The following is a 24,868-nucleotide window of genomic DNA, read 5'->3' on the forward strand; positions in this document are numbered from 1 at the left end:
TCGTGCTCACCCGATCCAGGAGTTGCGGCCGAATCGCTCCCAGCGGTCCACGATCCGCGGCGTCGGGTCATCGGCGGCGGTGGGCTCGATCGCGGGCCGGCCGTTGATGAAGACCTGCTCGACCTCCGACTCGATCGCGAGCGGATCTGCAGACCACACGACGATGTCGCCATCGAGGCCTTCTTCGAGCGCGCCGACGCGTGAATCCAATCGGAGAATCGATGCCGGATTCACGGTGAGCGCCTCGAGCGCCGTCTTCGCGGGCAGCCCTTCGCGGACGGCCAGGATGGCCTGCAGCCGGAGCTGCTCGATCGGGACGACCGGATGATCCGTCGTGATGGCGACCTTCACCCCGGCCGCCGCGATCAGCGCGAGATTGCCGATCGCACGGTCTCGCAGCTCGACCTTCGAACGCGAGGTGAGCAGCGGGCCGAAGATGACGGGGATGCCCTTCTCTGCCAGCACATCGGCGATCTTGTGGCCCTCGGTGCCGTGATTGATGACGAGGTCGTAGCCGAACTCCTCGGCGATGCGGATGGCGGTGGCGATGTCGTCATGACGGTGGCAGTGCTGATCCCACACGAGGTCGCCGTCCAGCACCGCCGCAAGCGTCTCATCGGTGAGGTTGCGCGCGAACGGCTCGCCCTTCGCCGCCGAATCCGCGCGCTTGTCGGCGTAGTTGCGCGCACTCACGAATGCGTCCCGAAGAACCGATGCGACTCCGAGACGGGTGGAGGGCGTCTGCTTCTTGTCGCCGTAGACGCGTTTCGGGTTCTCGCCCAGTGCGGACTTGACCGAGACATCCAGCGCCAGAACCTGCTCGTCGACGGTTCGTCCGCCCCATGTCTTGAGGGCGACGGTGCGCCCGCCGATCGGGTTGCCCGAACCCGGCTTGATGACAGCGGTCGTCACTCCGCCGCGGAGGGCGTCGCGGAAGCCGATCTCTTCGATGTCGATGCCGTCGAGCGCGCGGAATCGCGCCCCGTTCGGGTCGGTCATCTCGTTGGTGTCGTTGCCCGACCATCCTTCGCCGTCTTCGTGCACGCCGAGATGGCCGTGCGCCTCGACGAACCCGGGGACCACCCACCTGCCCGATGCGTCTACGACGCGAGCGTCGTCCGGAATCGGTGTGCCGGGCCCGCCGACGGCGGAGATCACACCGTCGGCGACGACGACGGTCCCGTTCTGGATCGGTTCGCCGCTCACAGGAACGACGTAGCCACCGGTGATCGCCAGGAATTCAGTCATCCCTCCAGCCTAAGCGGCCGGATCATCGGGTCGCCGGGCCTATCGACCGCCGAGTTCGGAGGGGTGGGTGAGGCGCCACCAGGCGGTGGGCGGACGGATCGTCCCCTCCACTTCCACGGCGGCCGTCACGGTATTCGGTCCGGCGTTCCAGGTGATGCTGCCGACCACCTCGCCGTCCTCGTAGGCCGTGGGCGTCGTCGTGTCCATCGTCGACGTGATCGCCGTGTCGGACCAGGTGAAGATCGACGAGTTCTCGGCCACGACCATCCGGGCGGTCGCGCCCCATGGCGTCGAGTACGAGCCGACCTGCTGGCCGGCCGTCGACAACGGCACCTCGTGGAACCCGCCGCGGATGCTGTCCAGCAGGGAGAGCACGCTCACGTTGACGGATTGACGCGACTGCCCACCGAGCACGACGCCGGTCACGCTGAGCGGTTCCCCCGCTCCGACATCGAGTGATGCCGTGTACAGCAGGCTGTAGCTGCCCTCACCCAGGTTGCCGGTCTTGAGTCCGGTGATTCCGTCACTGCCCAGCAGGTCGTTGGTATTGGACATCCCACCGGGGCCGGGCAGCGAGAGCGAGCGGGTCGCCACGATCTTCGCGATCGCCGGGTTGGCCGCCGCGAGCTTTCCGATCGCCAGCAGATCGGCCGGTGTGCTCGTGTTGCGCGGACTGATGCCGGTGGGCTCGACGATCGTCGTGCCGGTGAGCCCCTGCGCCGCGAGCCAGCGCCGCGTGGCGTTCAGGAAGGCGCTCTGCGATCCGAATGCCCACGTCGAGACCGCTTCGGCATAGTTGCTCGCCGAGGGGATCAGCATCGTCGAGAGGGCATCGCGCTGCGACATCGAACTGCCGGTCGGCATCGCCGCGATCGTGGCGCCCATCACGTAGTACTTGTCGTAGAGGTCGTGATCGGCCTTGTCGAAGGTGATGGTGGGCCCCGGATCGTCGGCGTTCGCGAGCGGCTTCGCATCGAGGACGACGAGCGCGGTGATCAGCTTGCTGATGCTGGCGATGGAGCGGGGTTCGTCGGTCCCGCTCGCCGACCAGGTGCCACTCGCCGCAGCGCCCAGATACGCATCTCCCCCGGAGACGCTGACCGCCGAGGCCCCCTCCGACGGAAGGGCGATCACCGCAGCGGCGGGCGCCGCCACTTCGGGCGTGCTCGATGTGATGACGGGTGCGCTGAGCGGCGCGGTCAGCGCCCAGCCGACGTAGCCTCCGGCGGTGCCGAGCACGATCGCGGTCACGACCGCAGTGACGATCAGTCCCCGGCGGCGACGACGACGACGCGTCGCATCGTCCCGGCTGGAGCGAGCGGGGAATTCCTGCTCGTGCCGCATCAACTCGGCGAGGTCAGCCAGCTCGTCCGGCGATTGGTGATCCGTCGTCATCGGGCTCCATCGGTGAATGCAGGATCCCATCATGCATCACCGCGGCATTGCGATGCGGGCGGCTGTAACCCGATGGCGAAGTCGCCGCCGGCTCCGCGCTGCGCCGGCAGGAAAAGAAAGAGCCCCGACCGTTACCACGCGGCCGGGGCGAGACGGATGAGAAATCCGCCTATCCCCTTCAGTGTACCGCACCTCGAGGCAGCCGACGTCTCTTGGCCGTTCTCGCCATGGTTCGACTCTCGGGCGCCCTCCGATGTGCGGGCCCGACACAGACGGCAATCCAGACCCGGAACGAGGCATGGTCGCGGGAATGGCAGAGGCCCCGGGTGCTGGGGACACCCGGGGCCTGTCATCGCTGGATCCTGCTCGTCCACCCCCCGGCGAACGGCTCCTCGCGATGCGTTGGGAAGACCTTGGGGAAAGCCCTCCCGGAGGCGCTGGGGACGCCTCGCAATAAGGATAACCCGATTGGTAGGACCATATCTGTCCCCTCTTCGGGGGACAGATCGTCACTGTTGCCGGTCGACGTACCCGGTCATCCAGTGGTCGAGCGCGGCATACGCGGCCGCGCGAGGCTCCTCGCGCGAGAGGAAGACGTCATGGATCGCGCCATCGATGCGCGCGATCGTGATGAGACGCCCGACGCGAGTGGCTGCGCGCGCGATGTCGTCGACCACGAGCACCGAGTCGGTCGAGGTCATCGACTCCTTCCACGTCAACGGCGGCGTCGAGCCCACCGAGAGCAGGACCAGCGTCGGACAGCCGACGTCGACCCCCGACGCGATCCGGCGGTGCCCGTCGAGGATCGCGGCCAGCCAGCCGGGAACGGTGGGAAAGCCCCGGTCAGGACGCCACATCGCGCGCTCCTCGCCGGTGGGGAGGCTCTCGAGCTGACGCTGGGCACGTGTGTAGAACCCCAGGTCGACCGCGGGCTGCGTGCCGCGCGGATCGAATCGCGCCCGCATCTCCACGATCGGAGCAATGGCCTGACGACCGATCGCCCCCAGTTGCAGCTCGAGCCACGGGCTGTTCAGCACCAGCGCGTGGGCGCGCTTCGGATGCCGCGACGCCCACAGCGTGAGCGTGAGGCCCCCGGTGGAATGGCCCAGCAGCACCAGTCGCCGGCCATGCTGCACGCCGCGGGCTCCCTGCTCCTCGGCTCCGTGCCCCATCGCCGACAGCGCCGCTTCGATGTCGATGTCGTAATCGTCGAGGGAGTCGATGTAGCCGGGGGTCTGCCCCGGGCGCAGGCTCCTGCCGTAGCGGCGGAGGTCGAGCGCGAAGAAATGCGCTCCCCTGCTCGTCCAGAAGCGCGCGAGCTCGGTCTGGAAGAAGTAGTCGGACCACCCGTGCACGTAGAGCACGTCGACGTCGCGCAATGGCGCGAACAGCGTGGTCAGCCCGTTCGGGATGCTGCGCACCAAGGTCGCCTCGAGAGGCCCCTGCTCGCCGTCGATGCCGAGCGGCAGCGTGAGCTGCTCGAACGGCTCCCCCAGAATGTCGGGGGTCCATTGTTGGGTTGGCCCGGCCATGGCCTCAGCCTAGGGGCCGGGACCTCACTCTCCGCGAGAGAGCGTCACCATCTCTTCGCGCGGCACGACCTTGATGCGGGCCCGCTCATGCGGTGCGCCGAGCGCGATCTCGTGCTCGTCGAGGCGGTGCCAGCCGTCGAGGTCGGTCCAGCGTACCCCCCGCGATGCGAGCAGATCGGGAATCGCCTCGGGTGAGGGATCCAGCGGCTGCCACCACATCCCCTGGTCGTTGATGAGGTGGCTGATGGTCTCCATCGCGTCGGACTTCGTGTGGCCGATGAGTCCGACGGGGCCGCGCTTGATCCAGCCGGTGGCATAGATGCCCGGCACCCGCTCGTTGGAGTCCTTGCTCAGCACCTGTCCCTCGCGGTTCGGGATGACGCCATGGCGCTTGTCGAAGGGCACGCCCGACAGCGGCGAGCCGAAGTAGCCGACCGCGCGGTAGATCGCCTGGATGGGCACCTCGCGGATCTCTCCCGTACCGACCACACCGCCCTCGCCATCGGGACGCGTGCGCTCCCAGCGCAGCGCCGCGACCCGGCCGTCGTCGTCGACGGCCACCTCGAGGGGTTTGGCGTAGAAGTGCAGGTGGAGGCGGCGCGACGCCGTGCCGCCGGCGTTGTTGACCGAGTCGCGCTTGCGCCAGGACTGCAGCACGCGGTCGATGACCATGACCTGCTTGTTGCTCGCGATCGCCGCACGTGCGGCGTCGTCGTACTCGAAGTCCTCGTCGTACACGACCATGTCGACATCTCGCAGCTCACCCAGCTCGCGAAGCTCGAGCGGCGTGAACTTGACGTTCGCGGGACCGCGGCGTCCGAAGACGTGCACGTCGGTCACGGCGCTGGCGGCGAGGCCGGCGTGGACGTTGTCGGGGATCTCGGTGGGCAGCAGGTCTTCGGCGTGCTTGGCGAGCATGCGCGCGACATCGAGCGCGACATTGCCGTTGCCGATCACCGCGACGGATGCCGCATCCAGCGGCCATTCGCGCGGCACATCGGGGTGCCCGTCGAACCAGCTGACGAAGTCGGCGGCGCCGTAGGATCCGGCAGCGTCGATGCCCGGGATCTCGAGGTCGGCGTCGCGGATCGCTCCCGTCGCGAAGATCACGGCGTTGTAGTGCCGTTTGAGGTCGTCGAGGGTGATGTCTTCGCCGAAGCGGACGTTGCCGAAGAGGCGGATGTCGCCGCGATCGAGGACTTCGCGCAGCGCCGTGATGATGCCCTTGATGCGCGGGTGGTCCGGCGCCACGCCGTAGCGGACCAGACCGTAGGGCGCCGGCAGCTGCTCGAACAGGTCGATCGAGACGTCGAACTTGCGCTCGGCCTTCAGCAGGATGTCGGCCGCGTAGATGCCTGCCGGTCCTGCACCGACGATCGCCAGCCGGAGCTTGGTCATGGTGGTCCTTTCAGGAGATGCCTCGGCCGGAGCGCGCGCGAGGCGAGTCGGGGCGCGGGCAGCTCAGCTCGAGCGGTCGGCGACAGCCTGCGCGAAGCGCGTGAGTCCCTCGCGGACGGGTCCGTCGGGCAGCGGCGCGAGCGCGGCGATGGCCTCTTTCGACCATGCATGCGCGAGTTCCCGGGTGGCTTCGGTGGCTTCGTGCTCGCGCAGCTGCGCGAGCGGCTCGTCGAGGAGGGCGGGATCGCCGCCGTCGGCGATGCGAGCGACGCCGTCGTCGATACGGGCACGCAGACCGACGGAGGAGGCATCCGCTCGCTGGCCGAGCACGAGGTACGGCATCGTGGGCACCCCCGCACGCAGGTCGGTGCCGGGGACCTTGCCGGTCTCGGCGGGATCGGCCGACAGGTCGATGACGTCGTCGAGCAGCTGGAAGGCGACGCCGGCCTTCTCGCCGAAGGTCACCATCGGCTGCTCGTACTCGCGCGGACCGTTGGAGAAGATGACGCCCGCCTGTGCGGCGGCGGCGATGAGAGAGCCGGTCTTGTCGGAGAGCACCTGGAGGTAGAACTCGACAGGGTCATCGCCGTCCTGCGGACCGACCGTCTCGTGCATCTGGCCGAGCACCAGACGCTCGAAGGTGTCTGCCTGCAGCCGGATCGCCCGGTCGCCGTGGCGCGCCATGATCTGGCTGGCGCGCGAGAACAGCAGGTCGCCGGTGAGGATCGCGACGTTGTTGCCCCACACCGCGTGAGCGCTGGGCACACCGCGACGCTTGTCTGCGGCATCCATCACGTCGTCGTGGTACAGGGAACCGAGGTGGGTGATCTCCAGCGCGGTGGCCGCTTCGATCACCGCGTCGGTCGTGCCGTCGCCGAGTTGGGCGGTGAGCAGGGCGAGCACCGGGCGCACCCGCTTTCCGCCCGCCTCGTAGAGATAGCGAGCCGTGGCGTCGGCGAGGGCGTCGGTCACACGCAGCTCGCTTTCGAGAGCCGCGTCGACACGCGTGAGGCCTGCCTCGACCGCCGAAAGGAGCCTGCGGGACCGCGGCCCCGCGAAGATGCGGTCGGTGAGGCCCAGCTTGCCCGCGATACGCGAGCCCGGCGCTGAGGGAGTCACGACCCCAGCCTATCGGGGGCGGGCGGGCGACTCGGAAAGTGCAGCCGCGTCGCCGGCGTCGTCGGCGGCGGGCTTCGTGGCGCGATGAAGCGCGACGATGCCCATCGACAGGTTGCGGTGGGCCACGTCCGTCCACCCGGCCTGCCGGATCCACGCCGACAGCGTGCGCTGGTCGGGCCAGTCGCGGATCGACTCGTTGAGATAGTCGTAGGCCTCGGCGTTCGAGCTCACCGTCTTCGCGACGACGGGCAGCACCCGGTCGTTGTAGAAGCGGTACAGCCCGTGGAACGCCTTCGACGGCGGCTGCGAGAACTCGCAGATCACCAAGCGCCCCCCGGGACGGGTCACGCGCAGCAGTTCGCGCAGCGCCTTCTTCGGCTCGTTGACGTTGCGCAGACCGAACGACATCGTGACCGCGTCGAACTCGTCGTCACCGAACGGCAGGTCGGTCGCGTCGGCTTCGACGAAGGACAGATTCCGGATGCCGCCACCCGGCGAGCCCGTGCCGTACCGGCGCGTGCCTTCCGCGATCATGCCGGGCGAGAAGTCAGCGGCGACCACGTCGGCGCCGCTGCGGGCGAGCGCCACGCTCGACGCGCCGGTTCCGGCAGCGAGATCGAGGATGCGCTGCCCGCGCCGGGGAGCGACGGCGCGGGTCGTCGCGGCGCGCCAGAACCGGTCGTTGCCCATGCTGAGGACGGTGTTGGTGCGGTCGTACCCGGGCGCGACCTGATCGAACATGCCGCTCACGCGGGACGGGTCCTTGTGCAGGTCGGCACGGTTCGGCTCGTGTTCGGAGGGGTGCGGTGCCACGGCTCCGAGTCTAGGCCGGTGGGTTCCGGGCCGCGGAAGCTCGAGGATCAGTCGCGAGCGAGAGCGGCGAGGCGCGCGAGCCAGGCATCGGCGGTCGCGGCGTCGTAGGGGGCTTCGTGTGCGGCCACACGTCGTTCCAGGTCGACGGCGAGCGCTTCGAGCTTCGCCACGATGTCGAGCGGGTACCCGTAGGCGACCCGGTGCTCGTCCCACTCGTCGCGGTCGTCGATGAAGACGCCCCGCTCGTCGATCGCGTCGACGACGTCGAGGTCCATGTCGATGCCGGTCGGTTCTCCGTCGCTCCAGCGCGCGTCCCAGGCGATGTCGATGTAGACGCGGTACGAGGCGGGGGGTGCCTCGTTGAGCGTGACGACGTGATCGCCGCCGGGAGGCAGCAGGGTGACGTTCGGTCCGTCGATCAGGTAGTCGCGCCCGGGACGGAAGCTGCGCCATCCCGAGAGCTGACCGAACCAGTCGCCCCACCGGTCGCTGCCGAGATACACGCACTCGTGCACCCAATGGGGTCCGCCATCCCATTTGCGCCAGCGGAACTGCAGTCTCGTGCCCGGCTCGGGGCGTGAGGGAGCGGCGATGTCGGTCACTCGGCGAGTCTAGGCTGGAAGCGTGACCGCCTCGCCCCGCCCGCATCGCCTGGTGGTCGAGACCCGCGAGATCGACCATGTCGAAGAACTGATCGCGCAGACGGATGCCGCGACTCCCCTGTTCTGGCAACGCCGCGGCGACGGAATGGCCGGGTTCGGCGAGGTCCTGCGCATCGAGGTGGGCACCGGGCCCGACGGCGGCCCGTCACGCTCGACGGCGCTCGCCCAGGCGTGGCGCGACGTGGCCTCGGTGGCCGAGGTCGATGACGCCGTGCAGATCGCCGGCACCGGCCTCGTCGGGTTCGGAGCGTTCGTCTTCGACGAGCGGTCCGCCGCCGTCAGCACCCTCATCGTGCCGTCCGTGATCATCGGCCGGCGGGACTCCCGCAGCTGGGTGACCCGGATCCACGACGCGGACGCGGCACCCGGCGCGGGCGAAGCGCCCGCGGGACCGGGCCGGCTCGGCACCTACTGGTCGGCGACCCTCGGGCCGGGGGCGATGGACCCCGAGGGGTATCGCAGCGCGGTCGCCACCGCCGTCGCACGCATCCGTGCCGGGGAGTTCGACAAGGCGGTTCTCGCCCGCGATCTCGTGGGCAGCGTCCCCGCGGGCGCCGATCTGCGCAGGCTCGTGCGCGCCCTCGCCACCGACTACCCGGACTGCTGGACGTATGCCGTCGACGGCATCGTCGGCGCGAGTCCCGAGACGCTGGTCACGGTGTCGGGCGGCACGGTGAGCGCGCGCGTGCTCGCCGGGACGGTCGGCCGCGGAGTCGACTCCGACGACGACACCCGCGCGCAGGTGGCCCTCGCGACGAGCGCGAAAGACCTCGAGGAGCATCGCTACGCCGTGCAGAGCGTCGTCGCCGCTCTCCGCCCCCACACCTCGGCCCTCGCGGCCGCCGACGAGCCGTTCACGCTCAAGCTCCCGAACCTCTGGCACCTCGCGACCGATGTCGAAGGCGTGCTCAGCGGCGCGGCATCCGCTCTCGATCTCGTCGCGACCCTGCATCCGACCGCAGCCGTGGCCGGCACCCCCACGCTGACGGCGCTCGACGTCATCCGCGAACTCGAGCCGTTCGACCGCGGGCGCTACGCCGGGCCGGTCGGCTGGGTGGACGCCGGCGGCGACGGCGAGTGGGCGATCGCGCTGCGCTGCGCCCAGTTCGGGCCTGCGGGCGAGGCCGTCGACGACGCGCATCCGGACGCGCGGCCGGTGGTCGCCCACGCGGGCGCGGGAATCGTGGCCGGCAGCGACCCCGAGACCGAGCTGCTCGAGACGCGGGTGAAGTTCCGCCCCATCGTGGACGCCCTGGCGTAGTTCTCGCGCGGGCATCCACGTCCGGCGAGATCAGTCGCCGGTCAGCAGCCGCCGCAACGGCTCGAGGCCCATCGGCCCGAGGGCGAGCGCGTCGCGGTGGAACTCGCGCAGTGAGAATGCCTCGCCGAGCTGTGCCTCGAGGGCCGTCCTCGCCTGCAGCCACAGCCGGGCGCCCACCTTGAACGTGAGCGCCTGGCCCGGCCAGCCGAGGTAACGGTCGACCTCGAACCCGGCGAGGGCCGGGTCGACGAGTGCGAAGTCCACCAGCATGCGACGGGCGAGCTCGGGCGTCCACTCGTCCGAGCGCACCAGAGGATTGGGCGCAACGGCACGCCCGGTGTGCAGCCCGATGTCGGCCACGATGCGCACCGAACGCCAGATCTGACCGAGCAGCAGCCCGAGCCGCTCGGCGGGATCGCGGATGAGTCCGAGTTCGTCGGCGAGCTGCTCGGCATAGTGCGCCCAGCCTTCCGCATACCCGTGGATGTGACACAGATGCCGCTGCCACGGGTGCAGGCCCGGGTCGGCGGCGGTCAGCACGAACTGCAGGTGGTGCCCGGGCACTCCCTCGTGGTGGACGCTCGTGACCTCCTGCCATGTCGCCGCGACCGGGATCCCGCTCGGAATCGTCCAGACGATGCGGCCGGGCGTCGAGCCGTCGGGTGCGCCGGGCGTGTAGTAGACCACGCCCGACGCCGCCTCAGACACGATGCATTCGACGTCGTGCACCGACGCCGGCAGATCGAACGCGGGCGCGACGGCGCCGATCGTCTGAGCGACCCGCGCGGTGAGCCAGTCTCGGATCTCCTCGACCCCGTCGAGACGGTAGCGCGAGTCCTGGTCGAGGACGGATGCCGCGGACCTCACGGGATCGTCGCCCGCACCACCCAGCTCGCGGGCGAGGGCGCGCGCCTCGCCGACGAGTCGCTCCAGTTCCGCCCACCCGTAGGCGTAGGTGTCGTGGATGTCGACGCGCGCCCCGAGCATCCCCGCGACGACGTCCTCATAGACGGCGTCGCCGACGCCGTCGGCGACGGGTGCGACCGGGCGCAGTTCCTCGCGGAGCACGGTCACCAGCTCGCCGAGCGCGGCCGCGATCTCGTCGGCAGCCGCTCGCACGCGCGGCGCGGCCTCGGCATCCGTCACGGGAACGGAACCGAACCAGTCGTCCGCGATCCACGCCTCGATCTGCTGCGCGAGAGTATCGAGCTGCCGCACGGGGGCGACGCCTGTCCCCGTGAACCGATCCTCTTCGTCGCGGGACCAGCGCAGCGCCGCCATGTACTGGCGTACCGCCGCCGGCGCGGCCTCGAGCCGGCCGAGCACCGCCTCGCCCGCGGCATCCGGGGTCACTGTCAGGCCTTCGACCGCGTACCGCACGAGATGCACAGGCGTCGCGAGACCCGCGACGAGCCGCGGGGTGAACCCCGTCTCGAACAGCAGTCGCTCGCTCTCGAGTCTTTCGCGCAGCGCCGCGCGGAGCACCTCGTCGCCGGGGCCCGCCGCGTCCAGCGAGGCGAGCGTCTCGCCCTGCAGGTCGTACCGGCGCCGCAGCCATTGCGGGCTGAGATCCGGCAGCGCCGGCCCCTCGACGCCGATCGCCATCGCGGCGTCGGGTTCGTGGCGGGCGAGCTCTCGGACATAGGCGTCCGCGGCCGCGCGGACGGGGTCGGAAGCGGTCACCGCCTCAGCTTAAGTGGGCACCGCGGCTCGGGTCTCCTGGGGTGCCCCGGCTCCGGTCAGCGGCGGGTCATCCGTGCGCTCCACAGGAGACGCAGCCGCCTCAGGACTTCTTCTCGGGGGCGAAGAGCATCCGTGCGAGGACGAACATCCAGAGGGCGAAGCCGACCGCGAAGGCGACGGGAGCCCACCACCAGCCCACGGTGAAGACGAGCACCGCGATCGCGGCGAAGGTCAGCGTCCAGATCCCGACGGTGTAGATGCCGAATCGCGCGGCCGCCTCGGGCTCTCGCTCGAACCGGTTCTCGGGCTCGCGAGCCTGGGCCTGACGCGTCCAGGCCTTCTGCCGGTTGGTCTGGCTCGCGCCGAGGAAGGCGAACAGGATGATCGAGGCGATCACACCCAGCGCGGCGAACACGATGCCCCACATGGGCAGCGCGCCGAAGGCGACGAGCCCGCCGAAGCCGAGTCCGTACGCCGCGAGGAAGGTCGCCAGCGCGTACCCGCCCGCCCGCCGCTGAGGCATCGGATGGTTCGTGGTGGTCTCCTGGGTGAGCGCGTCGCCGACGAGAAGTCCCAGCGCCGACGACGCGAAACCGAAGAGCGCGATCTCGGGCCCGAGCGGGAGCGGCAGAACGCCGGTCGCACCCAGGATGCCCAGCGTGATGCCGACGACCGCGACGATCGCCCAGACGACGACCCGCACGACGAAGCCGGCGCGGGGCTTCACGCGGTACCGCTGCTGGAGTGCGGCGTAGCTGTCGGCACGGGTGGGTGCCACGGCATCGGTCTGCTCCCCCAGCAGGTCGCGCACGTCACCCAGCTCGGCGACGGCCTCGCGGGCGGCGTCGGACGATGATCGCCCCGCCGTCTCGAGCTCATCGGCGCGCGCCATCAGGTTCGCCCGGACCTCTTCTTTCAGGTCCTGTGCGTCGGGTGTCATGTCGACGCCCTGGAACGCCTGATCGAGGAGGCGGTGGATGTGGGTGTTCTCGGTCATTTGCCTGCGTCCTTCACGGCGGGGTCTGTCACGGTGGTGTCCTTCACGACGGTGTCCTTCACATCGAGAAGGGAGTCGATGATGCGTTTGGTCGCGACCCATGCCGCGACGTTGCCTCGGAAGACGGCGCGGCCGGCATCGGTGATCCGGTAGTACTTGCGGCGGCCGCCCTGCGTCTCGTCACCCCAGTAGGACTCGACCAGCCCGTCCTTCTCGAGACGGCGGTAGGTCGCGTACAGCGTGGCCTCTTTGATCTCGTGGGCGCCGCCGGTCGCATCGCGGATCGCCTTGTAGATCTCGAAGCCGTACGCGTCACGGCCACGAAGCACCCCGAGCACGATCGTGTCGGTGTGGCCGCGCAGCAGATCGGCTGCGAAGGCATCGTCCTGTGTCATGGCAAGTACTGTATTACGTCTATTACTTTGCGGAGTAGGTATCTATACCGAGTGAAAGTCGTGGCGCGTAGACTCCCGCCATGTCGTTCGACGTCGCCCCTGAGGCGTACGACAGTTTCATGGGCAGGTTCTCGGTACCACTCGCCGAGACCTTCGCCGCGTGGGCGCGACTGCCCGAAACCGGGCGCGCCCTCGACGTCGGCTGCGGCACCGGCGCGTTGACCGCGGTGCTCGCACACCGGTTCGGCGAAACCGAGGTGGCAGCGGTCGATCCGTCGACGACGTTCGTCGAGGCGACGACCGCGAGGCTGCCGTGGGCCGACGTCCGCCACGGTGCGGCCGAAGCCCTCCCCTTCGACGACGACCTCTTCGCTGCGACACTCGCCGAACTGGTGGTGCACTTCATGACGGATGCCGCGACCGGCGTGGGCGAGATGGTCCGGGTCACCGCGCCCGAGGGCGTCGTCGCGACGTGCGTGTGGGACTTCGCCGGGCACCGCGCACCGCAGAGCCTCTTCTTCGAGGCTCTCAGCTCGGTCGTGGCGGGCATCGACGACGAGTCGCGTCGCGTCGGCGCTACCCGCGGCGACCTCGGCGCCCTCCTCGAGGCGGCGGGGTGTTCGGACGTCGAGGAGGCCGAACTGCCGGTCGGTGTGGAGTATCCGTCGTTCGACGAGTGGTGGACCTCCTACACTCTGGGCGTCGCTCCCGCCGGCCGGCAGCTCGCCGCGCTCACCGACGCGGACCGCGAGCGCGTCCGGCACCACAGCATGCGTCTGCTGCCACCCGGCCCGTTCACGATCACCGGGACGGCATGGGCTGCACGCGGCGTCGCCCCGTGATCCGCGCGTGAGGGCGCCTCAGGGCATCGGCCGCCGTGCCGAGTGCAATGGATGCGCTGCGCCGCCGCCTTGCTGATCAGCTCGCAGCCAGGCGCCTCTTCTCGAGCTCGACATCGAAGGTCGCTGCGGGCCACTGCGGATCGATGTCTTCGAGAGCCTCGAGCAGCAGGTGCTGCACGGCCAGGCGCCCGTACCACTTGCGGTCGGCGGGCACCACGAACCACGGCGCGTGGGCGGTCGATGTGCGCTCGAAGACGGTCTGGTAGGCAGCCATGTACTTCGGCCAGAGCTCCCGCTCGTCGACATCGCCGGGGTTGTACTTCCAGTGCTTGTCGGGGCGGTCCAGCCGCTTGCCCAGACGCTCCTTCTGCTCATCGGGCGAGATGTGCAGCATCACCTTCACGACCCGGGTTCCGGCATCCGTCACGCGCTTCTCGAACTCATTGATCGCGCTGTACCGGCGCTCGATCTCATCGGGCGCCGCGAGCCCGCGGACGCGCCCGATCAGCACGTCCTCGTAGTGGGAACGGTCGAAGACCCCGATGAAGCCGGGTTCCGGAAGGCGCTTCTCGATGCGCCACAGGAAGTCGTGCGCGAGCTCGTCGGCGGTCGGCTTCTTGAACGCGGCGAGGGTGACACCCTGGGGGTCGACGGATCCGACCACATGCCGGATGATGCCTCCCTTGCCCGCGGAATCCATCGCCTGCAGGACGAGCAGCACCGAAGCTGGGCCCACGCGCCCGGAGGCTCCGGACGACGCGCCAGCGGCGTCTGGAGTGGGCGTGGGGACCGTCGCGTCGACACGGCCGCGGGCGAACAGGCGCTCCTGGTACTCGTCGAGCTGGTCCGCGCCGCTCGCGAGGTCCTCGGCCGCCTGCAGCTTGTCGCGGGAGTAGCCGGGCGTCGCCCGCGGGTCGAGGCCGGCGAGCACGAAGCCCTCGTCGACGCGGAGGAGATCGGCGACGTCGCCGGTCCAGTGCTTCTGACTCTTCGCGATCATGGAGCCATCATGGCGGAAGTTCCCGATGCCGTCGCTGCTGTGCCGCGGGATCCGGCGAATGCCGGTGCCGATACTGCCCGTCCGCGGACGGGAGCTCAGCGCTCGAGCGGAACCTCGATGATCTGCCGGCCGCCCGCGGGGGCGGTGAGCGCCTGATCGAGCGCCGTGCGCGTCGTGATCCGGCGGTACTCCCACCCGTACGCGAGCGCGAGCTGCTCGAACCTGGTGGAGTGCGGCGTGTACAGCACGCGGTCCATGACCTCGCCGTCCGCGACCGCGGCGACCTCGAGCGCGTCGAAGATCGTTCCGCCGCCGTCGTTGCCGACGATCACCTGGATGCGCGGCTCGTCCTCCTGCGGGGGCAGCAGGAGCGCACCGACATCGTGGAGCAGCGTCAGATCGCCGAGCAGCACGCGGGTGACTCCGGGACCTCCCACCGCTTGACTCGCCACGGCGATGCCCAGCGCGGTCGCGACCGTGCCGTCGATGCCGGCGAGACCACGGTTGGCGTGCACCGGCACCTTCTTGCCCGGGAGCACCGCATCGGCCACCCGCACGAGCCGCGACGATCCGAACACGAGACGGTCGTGCGGCCAGGTGGCGCGCCACACCGCGTCGACGAGACTCGCGCGGTCCAGCGGCGCCCGGATCACCTCGAGCTCGGCGGCGATCGCCCCGAGCCTTTCGCCCGGTACGGCGGACGCGAGACCGTCGGCGTCGGGCGCGGGCGGAGTGAGATCGACGGATGCCGCGCGAGAGGCCTGCAGCCAGGCACCGAGCCATTGGCGGTCGGCGTCACCGGACGCGACGGCGACCGTGTCGGCCGGGGTGGTCGCGCCGTTGAGATTGATCGGCTCACCGGGACCGCGGACCGCGATGATCTCGACCTCGGGGTCCGACAGCAGGGCCGCGGATTCGCGGCTCAAGGTCGGATGACCGAGCACGATGACCCGTTCGATCCGGCCGCCGAGCGCTGGGTCCGACAGCAGCGACCGGTAGCCGTGCACGAGGTGCCGCCCGAAGCGCGAGCCGCTGACGATCTCCGCGATGAGCGGCCACCCGCCGGCGTGCGCGAGGATCTCGGCGTCGGCACCGGCATCCGCCCCCGCGAGCACGACCGTGCGAGGCCCGCGAACGAGCACGAGCGGGTCATCGTCCGGCTGGGTGGCGACGTCGGCCTCGCCGATGCCTCCCCCGCCCTGGTAGAGGGCACCGGATGCTTCTTCCTCGACGACGGGCTCGGTCGGAGGCCCGTCGGGGTCGTCGTCGGGCTCGGTCGCCAACTCGGCGGCGGGCACCCCGATCCACGTCGGGAGGGTGCCGGCGAGTGGTTCGCGGTACGGCAGGTTCAGGTGCACGGGTCCGGCCGAGCGCAGCCCGGCCCCCAGGGCGGCGGCGACGGCCTCATCGGCGACCGCGCGCAGCATCGCACTCTGCTCGCCGCAGCCGTCCGCATCGGGGAGCTCGGGCACGGGGAGGTCGGCCTCGTACCGCACGTTCGGCGAGAACATCCCGGGCTGACGCGTCGTCTGGTTGGCGCCGACGCCGCGCAGCTCGGGCGGGCGGTCCGCCGTCAGCAGCAGCAGCGGGACCCCCGCGTGGTGCGCTTCGAGCGCAGCGGGCAGCAGGTTCGCCGCGGCGGTGCCCGACGTGCACACCACGGCCGCCGGCATCCGGGTCTCGCGTCCGATGCCCAGCCCGGTGAATCCGGCGACACGCTCGTCGATGCGCACGTGGAGGCGGATCGTGCCGCGGCGCTCGAACTCGGCCGCCACCAGTGCGAGCGCCTGCGAACGCGACCCGGGACTGAGTACGACGTGACGCACCCCGAGTTCCACGAGCCGGCACAGCAGCGCCGCTGCGGCATCGGTCGCCGGCGCCGGGTCCGCCCGCGGATCCTCTTCTCCGCCGCGCGCGCGGTCGGATTCGGGCGCGCCGTCGCGGTCGGCGCCGAGCGCGTCGGTCACGTCAGCCGACGGCCCCGCGCTGACCGCGCGTGTCGTCGTCGCCTTCCGCCGGATGCGCCGGCGGATCGGTCTTGGGATCGGTCTTCGGCGGGGTGCCGGTCGCACCCGGAGCCGCGGAGGCGGTGGACGCGCCGGGCACCGGAGGCTCGGCGGCGGCGGGCCCCGTCGGCGGGTTCCAGCGCGGATCGTCGTCTTCGGAGTCGAGCTGCGCGAGCTCTTCTTCGAGCCGGCGGATGCGCTCGTCCTGGTCTGTCACGGCGCCGAGGGTGCCCAGGAACTCGGGGTCGTCGTCGGGTGCGCGGCGGCGGGCGATCGCGGAACGACGTGTGCGGCCCACGACGAGCCAGAGGAGGCCGCCGATCACGGGAAGCAGCACCACGATGAGGATCCACACCGGCTTGCTCACGCCGCGGTGCCGCGTCGGAGGCTGCACCGCGCAATCGACGATGGTGAAGACCCAGAACGCGGTCGCCACCAGGGCCAGAATAAGCAGCACCCGAGGCATCTTCCCATCCTAGGCGGGCGGGGGCGTGCGCGGTCCCCTCGTGACCGAACCGTCGCCCACGGCGCGGCCGTGCGGCCACGAAACCTAGGATGGACGGGTGAAAGCACGCTCAGCCCTCGTCTATTCCGTTCTGCGGCTGCTGGCGTTCCTCGTGCCGTTCGGCATCCTGATGCTGTTCCCGATCATGCGCGAGTACTACTGGCTGTCGGCGATCTTCGCCGCGCTCATCGGTCTGAGCCTGTCGGTGCTGTTCCTGCGCAAGCCTCTCGACGACGTGACCGCGGGCCTCGCGGAGCGCCGCGCGAAAGCGAGCCGATCGGCGAGCGACGAAGCCGCCGAGGACGCCGCCGCGGACGCGGTGGCGCCACCCGAGGACTCCGGCCCGGCGTCAGACGAATCGACTCCGGCCTGATCACCTGACCGAGCGTAGGCCGCAGGCCGCGGCATCCGCTCTCAGCCGATGAACGCCCACATCAGGAACGCGCCGTAGGCGACGGAGGTGAGGGACGTGAGGCCCAGCGCGACGACGAGCTCACGCGGGTCGCGGTAGGTCCACACGATGAGGATGGCGGGCAGCCCTGCCAGCAGCGCCAGCAGCGTGAGCCACGCGATGGGGTAGAACAGCGCGAGGAACGCGGCGATCGCGAACGCCAGGAGCACGAACACGCTGAAGACCCACCGCGTCGCCGTGCGGCCGATGAGCACGGTGAGCGTGCGCTTGCCCGCGGCGCGGTCCTGATCGATGTCGCGAAGGTTGTTGGCCAGCAGCACCGCGCAGGCGAGCAGGCCCGCGCCGACGGCACCGAACCACGCCTCCTGCGGCAGCGCCAGCGCCTGCACCCACGTCGTGCCGAGCGTGGCGACGAGGCCGAAGAACACGAAAACGAACAGTTCGCCGAGACCGTAGTACCCGTAGGGACGTTTGCCGCCGGTGTAGAACCACGCGGCGAGGAGGCACACCGCACCCGCGGCGATGAGCCACCACTGCTGGGTGCGAATCGTCAGAGCCAGACCCGCGAGGCCGGCGATCGCGAAGAACGCGAGCGCCACGATGAGCACGGCGCGCGGCTTCACCCTGCGCGACGCGGTGAGCCGGGCGGGGCCGACGCGGTGGTCGTCGGTGCCGCGGATGCCGTCGCTGTAGTCGTTGGCGAAGTTGACGCCGATCTGCAGCGACACCGACACGATCAGGCAGAACAATGCGATCACCCAGTGGAAGACCGACTCGACGAGGATGGCTGCGCCCGTGCCGATGAGGATGGGAGTGATCGCCAGCGGGAGGGTCCGCAGCCGTGCCGCCCCGATCCAGTCACCCAAGGTGACCTTCTCGACGCGCGCGGGGTCGCGCGACACGGGCGCCTTCTGGGGGTTCCCGCGGGAGTGCTGCTTCTTCGAGCCCGGGTGCTTGCGCTTCTTGCTGGAGGTGCCTGCCACGAGTGCACATCTTAGGCGCAGCGTCGATGGACACCCATTCACGGCCCCGCAACCCCCTGTCGGGAGTGGGAACTCCGGCGCAGGATGGGCGGCATGTTGAGCATCGGATCGACCGTGCTGACGGTCGAAGACATCGAACGGGCCGGCGCGTTCTGGCGGGCCGCCCTCGGCTATGTGAACCGCAGCGAGCCGAGCGAGGACTGGGTCATCCTCGACCCGCCCGGCAAGACCGGGTGGGCGGATCCCGGCGCGAGCATCGCCCTCTCGGTCACCGGCTACCCCCAGCACCATCCGCCGCGCCTCCACCTCGACCTGTACGCCGAGGACCAGACCGCCGAGATCCAGCGCCTGCTCGCCCTCGGCGCGCGAGAGGTCGACTGGCACGGCTACCCCGACGACGCCGACTGGATCGTGCTCGAAGACACCGAGGGCAATCGCTTCTGCGTCGTCGACACGGGCCCGTTCCCGACGGGCTGAGCCGCGGCATCCGTCACGCGCGATCGATTCGCGGGGCGAGCCCGATCGAGCGCGAGACGCGGTCCGGCTCAGTGCAGGGCGAGCACGGCGCGGCGGATCGCCTCGCGATCGGGTTTGCCCGACGGCAGGGTCGCGAGCTCGTCGACCAGCACGAGACGCGCGGGGCGCGCGTGCGCGCCGATCTCGGACTGGACCGCGGCCCGGGCCTCTTCGAGCTGGACGGACTCGCTGCGGCGCAGGGCCTCGCCCCGCGTGGCGACGACGACGGATGCCTCGCCCCACCGGTCGTCGGGAACCCCCACGACGACCGCCGACGCCAGGCCCGGCACCGCACGCACGATGCGCTCGACCCGATCGAGCGACACGTTCAGTCCGCCCGACACGATGACGTTGTCGACGCGCCCGTGCACGCGCAGCACGCCGTTTTCGAACAGGCCGGCATCGCCCGTGCGGTACCACCGGGTGCCGTCGGGTTCGCGCAGGAATGCGGCGTCCGTCGCCTCGGCATCGCCGAAGTACCCGTCGGCGAGCACCGGTCCCGCGATCTGCACCTCGCCTCGCTCGATCCGCACCCGGACGGTGCGCAGCGGAACGCCGTCGTACACGCAGCCGCCGCTCGTCTCGGTGGACCCATAGGTGCGGACGATGCGCGCGCCGGCAGCCTCCGCACGCTCGAGGGTGACCGCCGGGAGCGCCTGGCCGCCGATGAGGATCGTCTCGAACGAGCGCAGCGCCGTGAGCACGGCACTGTCGTGCTCGGCGGCATCCAGCAGCTTGGTCAGCTGCGCGGGAACGAGCGACGTGAACGTCGGGACGCGCACCCCGCCCTCCGTCGACACCATCATCAGCGCGGCGGCGGAGAAGGCCTGAGGGGTGAATGCGCCGGAGAGGATGGCGGGCTCGCGATCGGCGACCAGCGACCGCACGAGCACCTGGAGCCCGGCGACGTAGCTGGCGGGCAGCGCCAGCAGCCAGGCTCCCTCGCCGATGCGGTCCGCGGTCGCCATCGCACCGGTGGTGAGCGCGTCGCGGCTGAGGATCACGCTCTTCGGGATCCCGGTGGAGCCGGAGGTGGTCACCACCACGGCGGTTCCTGCCCGCACCTCGCCCGGCAGCTCGCTCACCAGTCCGAGTCCGAGTGCGGGACCGGCGCCATGGAGCGCGCCGCGCAGCCCTCGCAGGATGTCGCGCGGGTCGTCGCCGACGACGGGTTCGAGCCTCATGATCCTGCAGAACTCCACGGATCCGCGAACGTCACCGAGGTCCGGCCCCACCGAGCAGGCGAGCCCGCGCAGTGCCGTGGAGTTTCGCAGATACGGGAGCGCATCAGAAGTGCCAGGGGTAGGGCGACCAGTCGGCGTCGCGCTTCTCGAGGAACGAATCGCGCCCCTCGACCGCCTCGTCGGTGCCGTACGCGAGGCGCGTCGCCTCCCCCGCGAACACCTGCTGACCGACCAGGCCGTCGTCGACGGCGTTGAACGCGAACTTCAGCATGCGGATCGCCGTCGGCGACTTGGTGAGGATGGTGCGCGCCATCGCGACAGCCTCGCGCTCGAGGTCTGCGTGCGGCACGACCCGATTGACCGCACCCATCTCGAGGGCGCGCTGAGCCGAGTACTCCTCGGCGAGGAAGAACACCTCGCGCGCGAACTTCTGCCCGATCTGCCGCGCGAAGTAGGCCGATCCGTAGCCTGCGTCGAACGAGCCCACGTCGGCGTCGGTCTGCTTGAAGCGGCCGTGCTCGGCGCTGGCGACCGAGAGGTCGCACACGACATGCAGCGAGTGCCCACCGCCGGCAGCCCACCCCGGAATGACCGCGATGACGACCTTGGGCATGAAGCGGATGAGCCGCTGCACCTCGAGGATGTGCAGCCGCCCGGCGCGCGCGGGGTCGGTCACCGCGTCGGTGTCGGAGTACTTGTAGCCGTCACGCCCGCGGATGCGCTGATCGCCGCCCGAGCAGAAGGCCCAGCCGCCGTCTTTGGAACTCGGTCCGTTGCCGGTCAGCAGCACGACGCCGATGCGGGGGTCCTGCCGCGCGATGTCGAGCGCCCGGAACAGCTCGTCCACGGTGTGGGGGCGGAAGGCGTTGCGCACCTCGGGGCGGTCGAACGCGATGCGCGCGATGCGGCCGTCCTTCGACACGTGCGACGTGATGTCGGTGTATCCGCCTTCGGGGGCGCCGGATGCCGGCATCCACTCGTCTTCGTCGAACAGCTCCGAAACACTCACCCGGCCAGCCTACGGCGGCGCGACGGCGAGCGTCATCTGGATGGGCCGACGACACGACGGGCTCTAGCCTTGATCGGTGACTTCGACTCTGCGCACCCTGACTCTCGCTGCGGCATCCGCGGCTCTTCTGCTCTCTCTCGCCGCCTGTTCGACCGCGACTCCCGAAACCGCCGCTTCGACGCCTGCCGCGTCGGACGAGGCCGTGGCATCCGTCATCGAGGGAGCCTGCGTCGACGACGCCGGCGTGACCGTCGTCGTGGACTCCGCGGCTCTCGAGGGCGGGTCGGCCCAGGAATGGTGCGTTCCGACCGATACCGCGATCGGCGCCGCCGATGCGCTGGCGGCCGCCGACGTCGAGACCGAGGGCACCGACCAGTACGGCGACCAGGTCGTGTGCCGCGTGAACGGCGTTCCCGCGGAGGATCTCGCGATCGCCGCCGAGGACGGCTCGGAGTACTTCGAGGAGTGCGCCACGATGTCCCCCGAATTCGCGTACTGGTCGCTGTGGGTGCAGCCCGCCGGCGGCGAGTGGGGCTTCGCGCAGGAGGGCCTCTCGACCCTGCAGCTCGAGCCGGGCGACGGCGTCGAACTGCTCTTCACCCTGCACGGCGAGCCCGCCGCGCCTGTGTCGTAGCCGGCGCCTCCTTCGTCAACGCATCTCCCGTATCATGACGTTCCGGCCCGGACCACTACGCGCGGCGGCGGCCCTCGCCGCCGGTTTCGTGGCGGTCCGGGTCGTCTACCGCGTCCTCTTCCACGGCGCCGACGGCTCGGGTGTCGTGCTGCTGCCGCTGCCCGAGCTGCGGCTGCCGCCGCCCTTCGCGCACGTCGTGATGCTGGGCCCGGTCACCCTCGACGGCCTGTGGGATGCCGCGGCGAGCGCCCTGCCGATCGCCCTGACGATCCTCGTCTTCGGCCTGCTCAACTCGCTCATCGACCTGCACCGCGTCTTCGCGCGCGCCTCGCGCCGCGGACCGCTCCGCGGCATCGCGAGAGCGCTCGCGATCGCCTGGGCGACTCTGCCCTCGCTCGCCGAGGCGGCACGAGCGGTGCGGTTCGCCCAGCGGCTGCGCGGCGAACGCGGCGGCGTGCGGATGCTCGCCCCCCTGCTGCAGCGCACGCTCGAGCGCGCCGGGGCGGTCGCCGCCGCCCTCGAGCTGCGCGGATTCGCCGGGCGGGGTCTGGACGGCGACTGCCGCATCCCGGTCGAGGCGGACGCCGTCGAGCTGGGCTTCGGTGAGATTCCGGATGCCGCAGGCCATGGCGACCGGGCCGGCTCACGCAGCGCGCCCCAGGGCATCCGTCTGCCTTCCCTCGCTCTCGAGCCGGGCACGCTGACGCTGCTGTCGGGGGCGACCGGATCGGGCAAGTCGACACTGCTCCGCGCGATCGCGGGCCTTCACACGCACGTGGACGGCGGCTGGATGAGCGGCACCCTGCGGGTCGCGGGGCACGACCGGGCCACCGTGCCGCCGCGGGATCTCGCACAGCGCGTCGGCGTGGTGCTGCAGCATCCTCGCGATGCGTTCGCGACCGAGCGGGTGCGGGACGAGATCGGGCTCGCGCTCGAACTCCGAGGGGTGGCACCGGTGATCGTCGCAGCTCGCGTGGCCGAGGTCGCCGAGCGCGTCGGAGTCACGGAGCTGCTCGACCGCCCCACCCGCGGGCTCTCGGCCGGCGAGGCCACACTCGTGGCGATCTCGGCGGCGATCGTGGAGCAGCCGATTCTGCTTCTCGTGGACGAGCCGCTCGCCGACCTCGATGCCGACGCGCGCGTGCGCGTCGCGAGGCTGCTCGACGCGCTCGCGCACGAGGCCGGACTGTGCGTCGTGGTGGCGGAGCACCGCGTCGAGCCGCTGGCGGAGCTCGCCGACGTGCGGCTGCGGATCGACGCCGGCACCGTGTACGAAGGCTCGGCCGGGGCAGCGCTGCGCGCGCCGCGCGCGGCAGGGCACGCGGATCCGGTCAAAGCGACGGGTTCGATCCCACCAGAAGGCCCCGCGCGCCCGTCGGAGGCACGATCGGGCCTGCCCCTTTCACGCGACCAGGCGACCACCACGGCGCCGATCGTCTTGCGCGCCCGCGACGTGACGGTGCGACACCGCGATGCGGTGGCGGTGTCGTCCGCGAGCCTCGACCTCGCGGCAGGTGGGATCGTGGCGCTGGTCGGCCCGAACGGTGCCGGCAAGTCCAGTCTGATCGCGGCCGTCGCCCTGCCGTCGCGCGACGCCGACATCGAGGCCGCGGGGCGAGTGGCGCTGGTTCCGGATGCCTCGGACGATCTCTTCGTGTACGACACGGTCGCCGCGGAATGCGCCCGCGCCGACCGCCGCGCGGGCAGGGCGGGAAGGCGGTCGGCGCGCCATGACCCGCGCGGAGCCGGCTACAGCGGTGCGGCAGACGTCGGTGCTGCAGCCTCAACGGGGGGCCCGAACCGAAATGCGGGCCGTTCGGCCGCGGAGCGCCCTGGGCCTGGTGGTTCTGCGCCTCTCGGTGCGGCCGGCGGGCGGAACGCCTCGAGCCCGCACGCGCGTTCGGCGACGACGGCGGCCCGGTTCGCCGGCTTCCTCGGTCTCGACCCCGACGGCTCGGGCTTCGCGGCGCGCCTGGCGCGGCATCCGCGTGATCTCTCGGTCGGCGAGCGGCGGTGCCTCGCCCTGGCGATCCAGCTCGCGCGGGATCCCGCGGTGCTGCTCGTCGACGAGCCGACGAGAGGCCTCGACCCGGCCGCGCGCGCACTGGTCTGGGATGCCCTCGCGTCGCTCGCCGCCGAAGGCACCGCGGTGCTCGTGGCTTCGCACGAACCTGAGGTGGCGCGCCGAGCCGACAGGGTGCTGATGATGCGCGCGGGCGTGCTCGCTCCCCCGGCTCAGGCACCCGCGCCGCCATCCGACGTGCTCGCCGCGTCTGGCACACCCGACGCACCGTTCACAACTCCGGACGAACGCGCGCCCGCTCCGCCGCACCCGCGGAATTCCGCGACATCCGACCCGATCCGCACCCGTCATCCGGGGTACCGCGCACCCGCGCACGCGCGCACCATCGCCCCGCGCCTCTCGCTCGTCGCACTCGTCGGCGCCAACCTCGTCGCACTCGCCGCCTTCTGCTGGCCGCTGCTGGCGAGCGCCGTGCCGGAGCAGGCGCACGCCGCGGTGCCGATCGCAGCCCTCGCCCTCGCGCCACTCGCGGCTCTCGTCGTGGTGGCGACCATCGACGGCACGGTGCGCTCCGCGCACATGCTGGCCCTTCTCGGCACGCTCGCCGCCATCGGAGCCGCCGTGCGGATCGCGAGCACCGGCGTCGGCGGCGTCGAAGCCGTCTTCATCCTGCTGATCCTCGCGGGCCGGGCGTTCGGGGCGCGCTTCGCGTTGCTGCTGGGCATGGCCACGATCGCGCTCTCCTCGCTGCTCTGGGGAGCGATCGGCCCCTGGACCCCGTTCCAGATGTTCGCGTGCGCCTGGGTGGGCGCCGTCGCCGGCCTGCTCCCCCGCGGCCTCGGACCGAAGGCCGAGATCGCGATGCTGTGCGTCTACGGCGTCGTGGCGTCGTACGTGTTCGGGCTGCTCATGAACCTGTGGTTCTGGCCGTTCGCCGTCGGATTCGGCACCGAGATCTCGTACGACGGCGCAGCGCCCCTCGGCATGAACCTCTCGAACTTCCTGCTCTACTCGCTGGTAACGTCGACCCTCACGTGGGACACACTCCGAGCGATCACGACGGTCGTCGGCATCCTCGTGGTCGGCCGCGCCGTGCTGGCCGCGTTCCGCCGAGCGAAGCCCCTGACCCCGCACCCCGGCCGACCCGCCGCGTCGCAGTCGGCGGCGAGCGCCGGGCGCGCCCTGCAGTGACGAACGAACCCCAGGGCCACCCTCGGCTACTTCCACAGGAGAAGTGCGCTTACGAAAGAA

Annotated in this window: 22 protein-coding genes; 6 read left to right on the plus strand and 16 right to left on the minus strand. The window is 71.0% G+C overall.

The annotated features are described in order from the left end of the window. Positions 1 to 6: 6 nt before the first annotated feature. The 7 genes from KEC57_RS03740 to KEC57_RS03770 all read right to left on the minus strand — a co-directional run bounded on the left by KEC57_RS03740 (position 7) and on the right by KEC57_RS03770 (position 8,107). Entirely contained in the window at positions 7 to 1,248 is a 1,242-nt protein-coding gene (locus KEC57_RS03740) for an amidohydrolase (protein WP_229383181.1), read from the minus strand. Positions 1,249 to 1,287: 39 nt separating this feature from the next. Further along, positions 1,288 to 2,643, minus strand: coding sequence for a D-alanyl-D-alanine carboxypeptidase family protein (locus tag KEC57_RS03745; RefSeq protein WP_229383182.1), 1,356 nt, complete (start codon positions 2,641 to 2,643; stop codon positions 1,288 to 1,290). Positions 2,644 to 3,152: 509 nt separating this feature from the next. Beyond that, complete coding sequence (locus KEC57_RS03750; protein WP_229383183.1) at positions 3,153 to 4,175, minus strand: alpha/beta hydrolase; 1,023 nt, start codon at positions 4,173 to 4,175, stop codon at positions 3,153 to 3,155. 24 nt (positions 4,176 to 4,199) lie between these two features. Continuing rightward, the gene (locus tag KEC57_RS03755; protein ID WP_229383184.1) at positions 4,200 to 5,573 is read right to left on the minus strand and encodes an FAD-dependent oxidoreductase; all 1,374 of its coding nucleotides are present in this window, start codon (positions 5,571 to 5,573) and stop codon (positions 4,200 to 4,202) included. A 63-nt stretch (positions 5,574 to 5,636) separates the two neighbouring features. Continuing rightward, positions 5,637 to 6,692 carry a polyprenyl synthetase family protein gene (locus KEC57_RS03760; protein ID WP_229383185.1) on the minus strand — a complete coding sequence of 352 codons (1,056 nt, stop codon included), beginning with the start codon at positions 6,690 to 6,692 and terminating at the stop codon, positions 5,637 to 5,639. A gap of 9 nt (positions 6,693 to 6,701) precedes the next feature. Then, complete coding sequence (gene ubiE / locus KEC57_RS03765; RefSeq protein ID WP_229383687.1) at positions 6,702 to 7,433, minus strand: bifunctional demethylmenaquinone methyltransferase/2-methoxy-6-polyprenyl-1,4-benzoquinol methylase UbiE; 732 nt, start codon at positions 7,431 to 7,433, stop codon at positions 6,702 to 6,704. A 119-nt stretch (positions 7,434 to 7,552) separates the two neighbouring features. Beyond that, the gene (locus KEC57_RS03770; protein WP_229383186.1) at positions 7,553 to 8,107 is read right to left on the minus strand and encodes a ribonuclease FAU-1 family protein; all 555 of its coding nucleotides are present in this window, start codon (positions 8,105 to 8,107) and stop codon (positions 7,553 to 7,555) included. A 22-nt stretch (positions 8,108 to 8,129) separates the two neighbouring features. Here KEC57_RS03770 and KEC57_RS03775 point away from each other — a divergent pair, with 22 nt between their 5' ends. Then, positions 8,130 to 9,428 carry an isochorismate synthase gene (locus KEC57_RS03775; protein ID WP_229383187.1) on the plus strand — a complete coding sequence of 433 codons (1,299 nt, stop codon included), beginning with the start codon at positions 8,130 to 8,132 and terminating at the stop codon, positions 9,426 to 9,428. A gap of 30 nt (positions 9,429 to 9,458) precedes the next feature. Here the strand turns inward: KEC57_RS03775 and KEC57_RS03780 are convergent, their stop codons facing one another. From KEC57_RS03780 to KEC57_RS03790, 3 genes are all read right to left on the minus strand, one after another. Further along, positions 9,459 to 11,111, minus strand: a complete 1,653-nt coding sequence (locus tag KEC57_RS03780) for a DUF885 domain-containing protein (protein ID WP_229383188.1) — start codon at positions 11,109 to 11,111, stop codon at positions 9,459 to 9,461. Between the two features lie 100 nt (positions 11,112 to 11,211). Then, positions 11,212 to 12,108, minus strand: a complete 897-nt coding sequence (locus KEC57_RS03785; RefSeq protein WP_229383189.1) for a permease prefix domain 1-containing protein — start codon at positions 12,106 to 12,108, stop codon at positions 11,212 to 11,214. Next, positions 12,105 to 12,503, minus strand: a complete 399-nt coding sequence (locus tag KEC57_RS03790) for a PadR family transcriptional regulator (RefSeq protein WP_229383190.1) — start codon at positions 12,501 to 12,503, stop codon at positions 12,105 to 12,107. The genes KEC57_RS03785 and KEC57_RS03790 overlap by 4 nt, the downstream gene beginning before the upstream one ends. 80 nt (positions 12,504 to 12,583) lie before the next feature. On the opposite strand from KEC57_RS03790, the gene KEC57_RS03795 reads away from it, so the two are divergent. Then, a complete protein-coding gene (locus tag KEC57_RS03795) occupies positions 12,584 to 13,345 on the plus strand; it encodes a class I SAM-dependent methyltransferase (protein ID WP_229383191.1) in 762 nt (253 codons plus the stop codon). Between the two features lie 76 nt (positions 13,346 to 13,421). On the opposite strand, the gene KEC57_RS03800 is transcribed toward KEC57_RS03795, so the two are convergent. The 3 genes from KEC57_RS03800 to KEC57_RS03810 form a co-directional block, all read right to left on the minus strand. Beyond that, positions 13,422 to 14,345 (minus strand): PPK2 family polyphosphate kinase, encoded by a 924-nt coding sequence (locus KEC57_RS03800; RefSeq protein ID WP_229383192.1) that lies wholly within the window; start codon positions 14,343 to 14,345, stop codon positions 13,422 to 13,424. A gap of 95 nt (positions 14,346 to 14,440) precedes the next feature. Next, a complete protein-coding gene (gene menD, locus KEC57_RS03805) occupies positions 14,441 to 16,312 on the minus strand; it encodes a 2-succinyl-5-enolpyruvyl-6-hydroxy-3-cyclohexene-1-carboxylic-acid synthase (protein ID WP_372456942.1) in 1,872 nt (623 codons plus the stop codon). A 1-nt stretch (position 16,313) separates the two neighbouring features. Next, on the minus strand, positions 16,314 to 16,817 hold the full coding sequence (locus KEC57_RS03810; protein ID WP_229383193.1) for a PLD nuclease N-terminal domain-containing protein: 504 nt from the start codon (positions 16,815 to 16,817) through the stop codon (positions 16,314 to 16,316). A 97-nt stretch (positions 16,818 to 16,914) separates the two neighbouring features. Between KEC57_RS03810 and KEC57_RS03815 the strand changes: the two genes are divergently transcribed. Next, positions 16,915 to 17,229: a DUF4229 domain-containing protein gene (locus tag KEC57_RS03815; RefSeq protein ID WP_229383194.1), complete on the plus strand. Its 315-nt coding sequence runs from the start codon at positions 16,915 to 16,917 to the stop codon at positions 17,227 to 17,229. Positions 17,230 to 17,270: 41 nt separating this feature from the next. Here the strand turns inward: KEC57_RS03815 and KEC57_RS03820 are convergent, their stop codons facing one another. Continuing rightward, entirely contained in the window at positions 17,271 to 18,251 is a 981-nt protein-coding gene (locus tag KEC57_RS03820; protein WP_229383195.1) for a 1,4-dihydroxy-2-naphthoate polyprenyltransferase, read from the minus strand. A gap of 93 nt (positions 18,252 to 18,344) precedes the next feature. On the opposite strand from KEC57_RS03820, the gene KEC57_RS03825 reads away from it, so the two are divergent. Beyond that, the gene (locus tag KEC57_RS03825) at positions 18,345 to 18,728 is read left to right on the plus strand and encodes a VOC family protein (RefSeq protein WP_229383196.1); all 384 of its coding nucleotides are present in this window, start codon (positions 18,345 to 18,347) and stop codon (positions 18,726 to 18,728) included. A 68-nt stretch (positions 18,729 to 18,796) separates the two neighbouring features. On the opposite strand, the gene KEC57_RS03830 is transcribed toward KEC57_RS03825, so the two are convergent. Both KEC57_RS03830 and KEC57_RS03835 read right to left on the minus strand, forming a co-directional pair. Next, entirely contained in the window at positions 18,797 to 19,951 is a 1,155-nt protein-coding gene (locus tag KEC57_RS03830; RefSeq protein ID WP_229383197.1) for an AMP-binding protein, read from the minus strand. Positions 19,952 to 20,054: 103 nt separating this feature from the next. After that, on the minus strand, positions 20,055 to 20,960 hold the full coding sequence (locus KEC57_RS03835) for a 1,4-dihydroxy-2-naphthoyl-CoA synthase (RefSeq protein WP_308187565.1): 906 nt from the start codon (positions 20,958 to 20,960) through the stop codon (positions 20,055 to 20,057). A 76-nt stretch (positions 20,961 to 21,036) separates the two neighbouring features. Between KEC57_RS03835 and KEC57_RS03840 the strand changes: the two genes are divergently transcribed. Together KEC57_RS03840 and KEC57_RS03845 are read left to right on the plus strand one after the other, a co-directional pair. Further along, a complete protein-coding gene (locus KEC57_RS03840; RefSeq protein ID WP_229383198.1) occupies positions 21,037 to 21,594 on the plus strand; it encodes a hypothetical protein in 558 nt (185 codons plus the stop codon). Between the two features lie 34 nt (positions 21,595 to 21,628). Beyond that, on the plus strand, positions 21,629 to 24,808 hold the full coding sequence (locus tag KEC57_RS03845; RefSeq protein WP_229383199.1) for an ATP-binding cassette domain-containing protein: 3,180 nt from the start codon (positions 21,629 to 21,631) through the stop codon (positions 24,806 to 24,808). Positions 24,809 to 24,868 lie beyond the last annotated feature (60 nt).

Origin of the sequence: Microbacterium allomyrinae, from assembly GCF_020682705.1 — a bacterium.
Classification (GTDB): Bacteria; Actinomycetota; Actinomycetes; order Actinomycetales; family Microbacteriaceae; genus Microbacterium; species Microbacterium allomyrinae.

Excerpts from the sequence above, each read along its gene's own strand:
- KEC57_RS03740 (WP_229383181.1), bottom strand. The coding sequence starts at position 1,248 with ATGACTGAATTCCTGGCGATCACCGGTGGCTACGTCGTTCCTGTGAGC.
- KEC57_RS03745 (WP_229383182.1), bottom strand. The coding sequence starts at position 2,643 with ATGACGACGGATCACCAATCGCCGGACGAGCTGGCTGACCTCGCCGAG.
- KEC57_RS03750 (WP_229383183.1), bottom strand. The coding sequence starts at position 4,175 with ATGGCCGGGCCAACCCAACAATGGACCCCCGACATTCTGGGGGAGCCG.
- KEC57_RS03755 (WP_229383184.1), bottom strand. The coding sequence starts at position 5,573 with ATGACCAAGCTCCGGCTGGCGATCGTCGGTGCAGGACCGGCAGGCATC.
- ubiE (WP_229383687.1), bottom strand. The coding sequence starts at position 7,433 with ATGTTCGATCAGGTCGCGCCCGGGTACGACCGCACCAACACCGTCCTC.
- KEC57_RS03785 (WP_229383189.1), bottom strand. The coding sequence starts at position 12,108 with ATGACCGAGAACACCCACATCCACCGCCTCCTCGATCAGGCGTTCCAG.
- KEC57_RS03790 (WP_229383190.1), bottom strand. The coding sequence starts at position 12,503 with ATGACACAGGACGATGCCTTCGCAGCCGATCTGCTGCGCGGCCACACC.
- KEC57_RS03795 (WP_229383191.1), top strand. The coding sequence starts at position 12,584 with ATGTCGTTCGACGTCGCCCCTGAGGCGTACGACAGTTTCATGGGCAGG.
- KEC57_RS03800 (WP_229383192.1), bottom strand. The coding sequence starts at position 14,345 with ATGATCGCGAAGAGTCAGAAGCACTGGACCGGCGACGTCGCCGATCTC.
- KEC57_RS03810 (WP_229383193.1), bottom strand. The coding sequence starts at position 16,817 with ATGCCTCGGGTGCTGCTTATTCTGGCCCTGGTGGCGACCGCGTTCTGG.
- KEC57_RS03825 (WP_229383196.1), top strand. The coding sequence starts at position 18,345 with ATGTTGAGCATCGGATCGACCGTGCTGACGGTCGAAGACATCGAACGG.
- KEC57_RS03830 (WP_229383197.1), bottom strand. The coding sequence starts at position 19,951 with ATGAGGCTCGAACCCGTCGTCGGCGACGACCCGCGCGACATCCTGCGA.
- KEC57_RS03845 (WP_229383199.1), top strand. The coding sequence starts at position 21,629 with ATGACGTTCCGGCCCGGACCACTACGCGCGGCGGCGGCCCTCGCCGCC.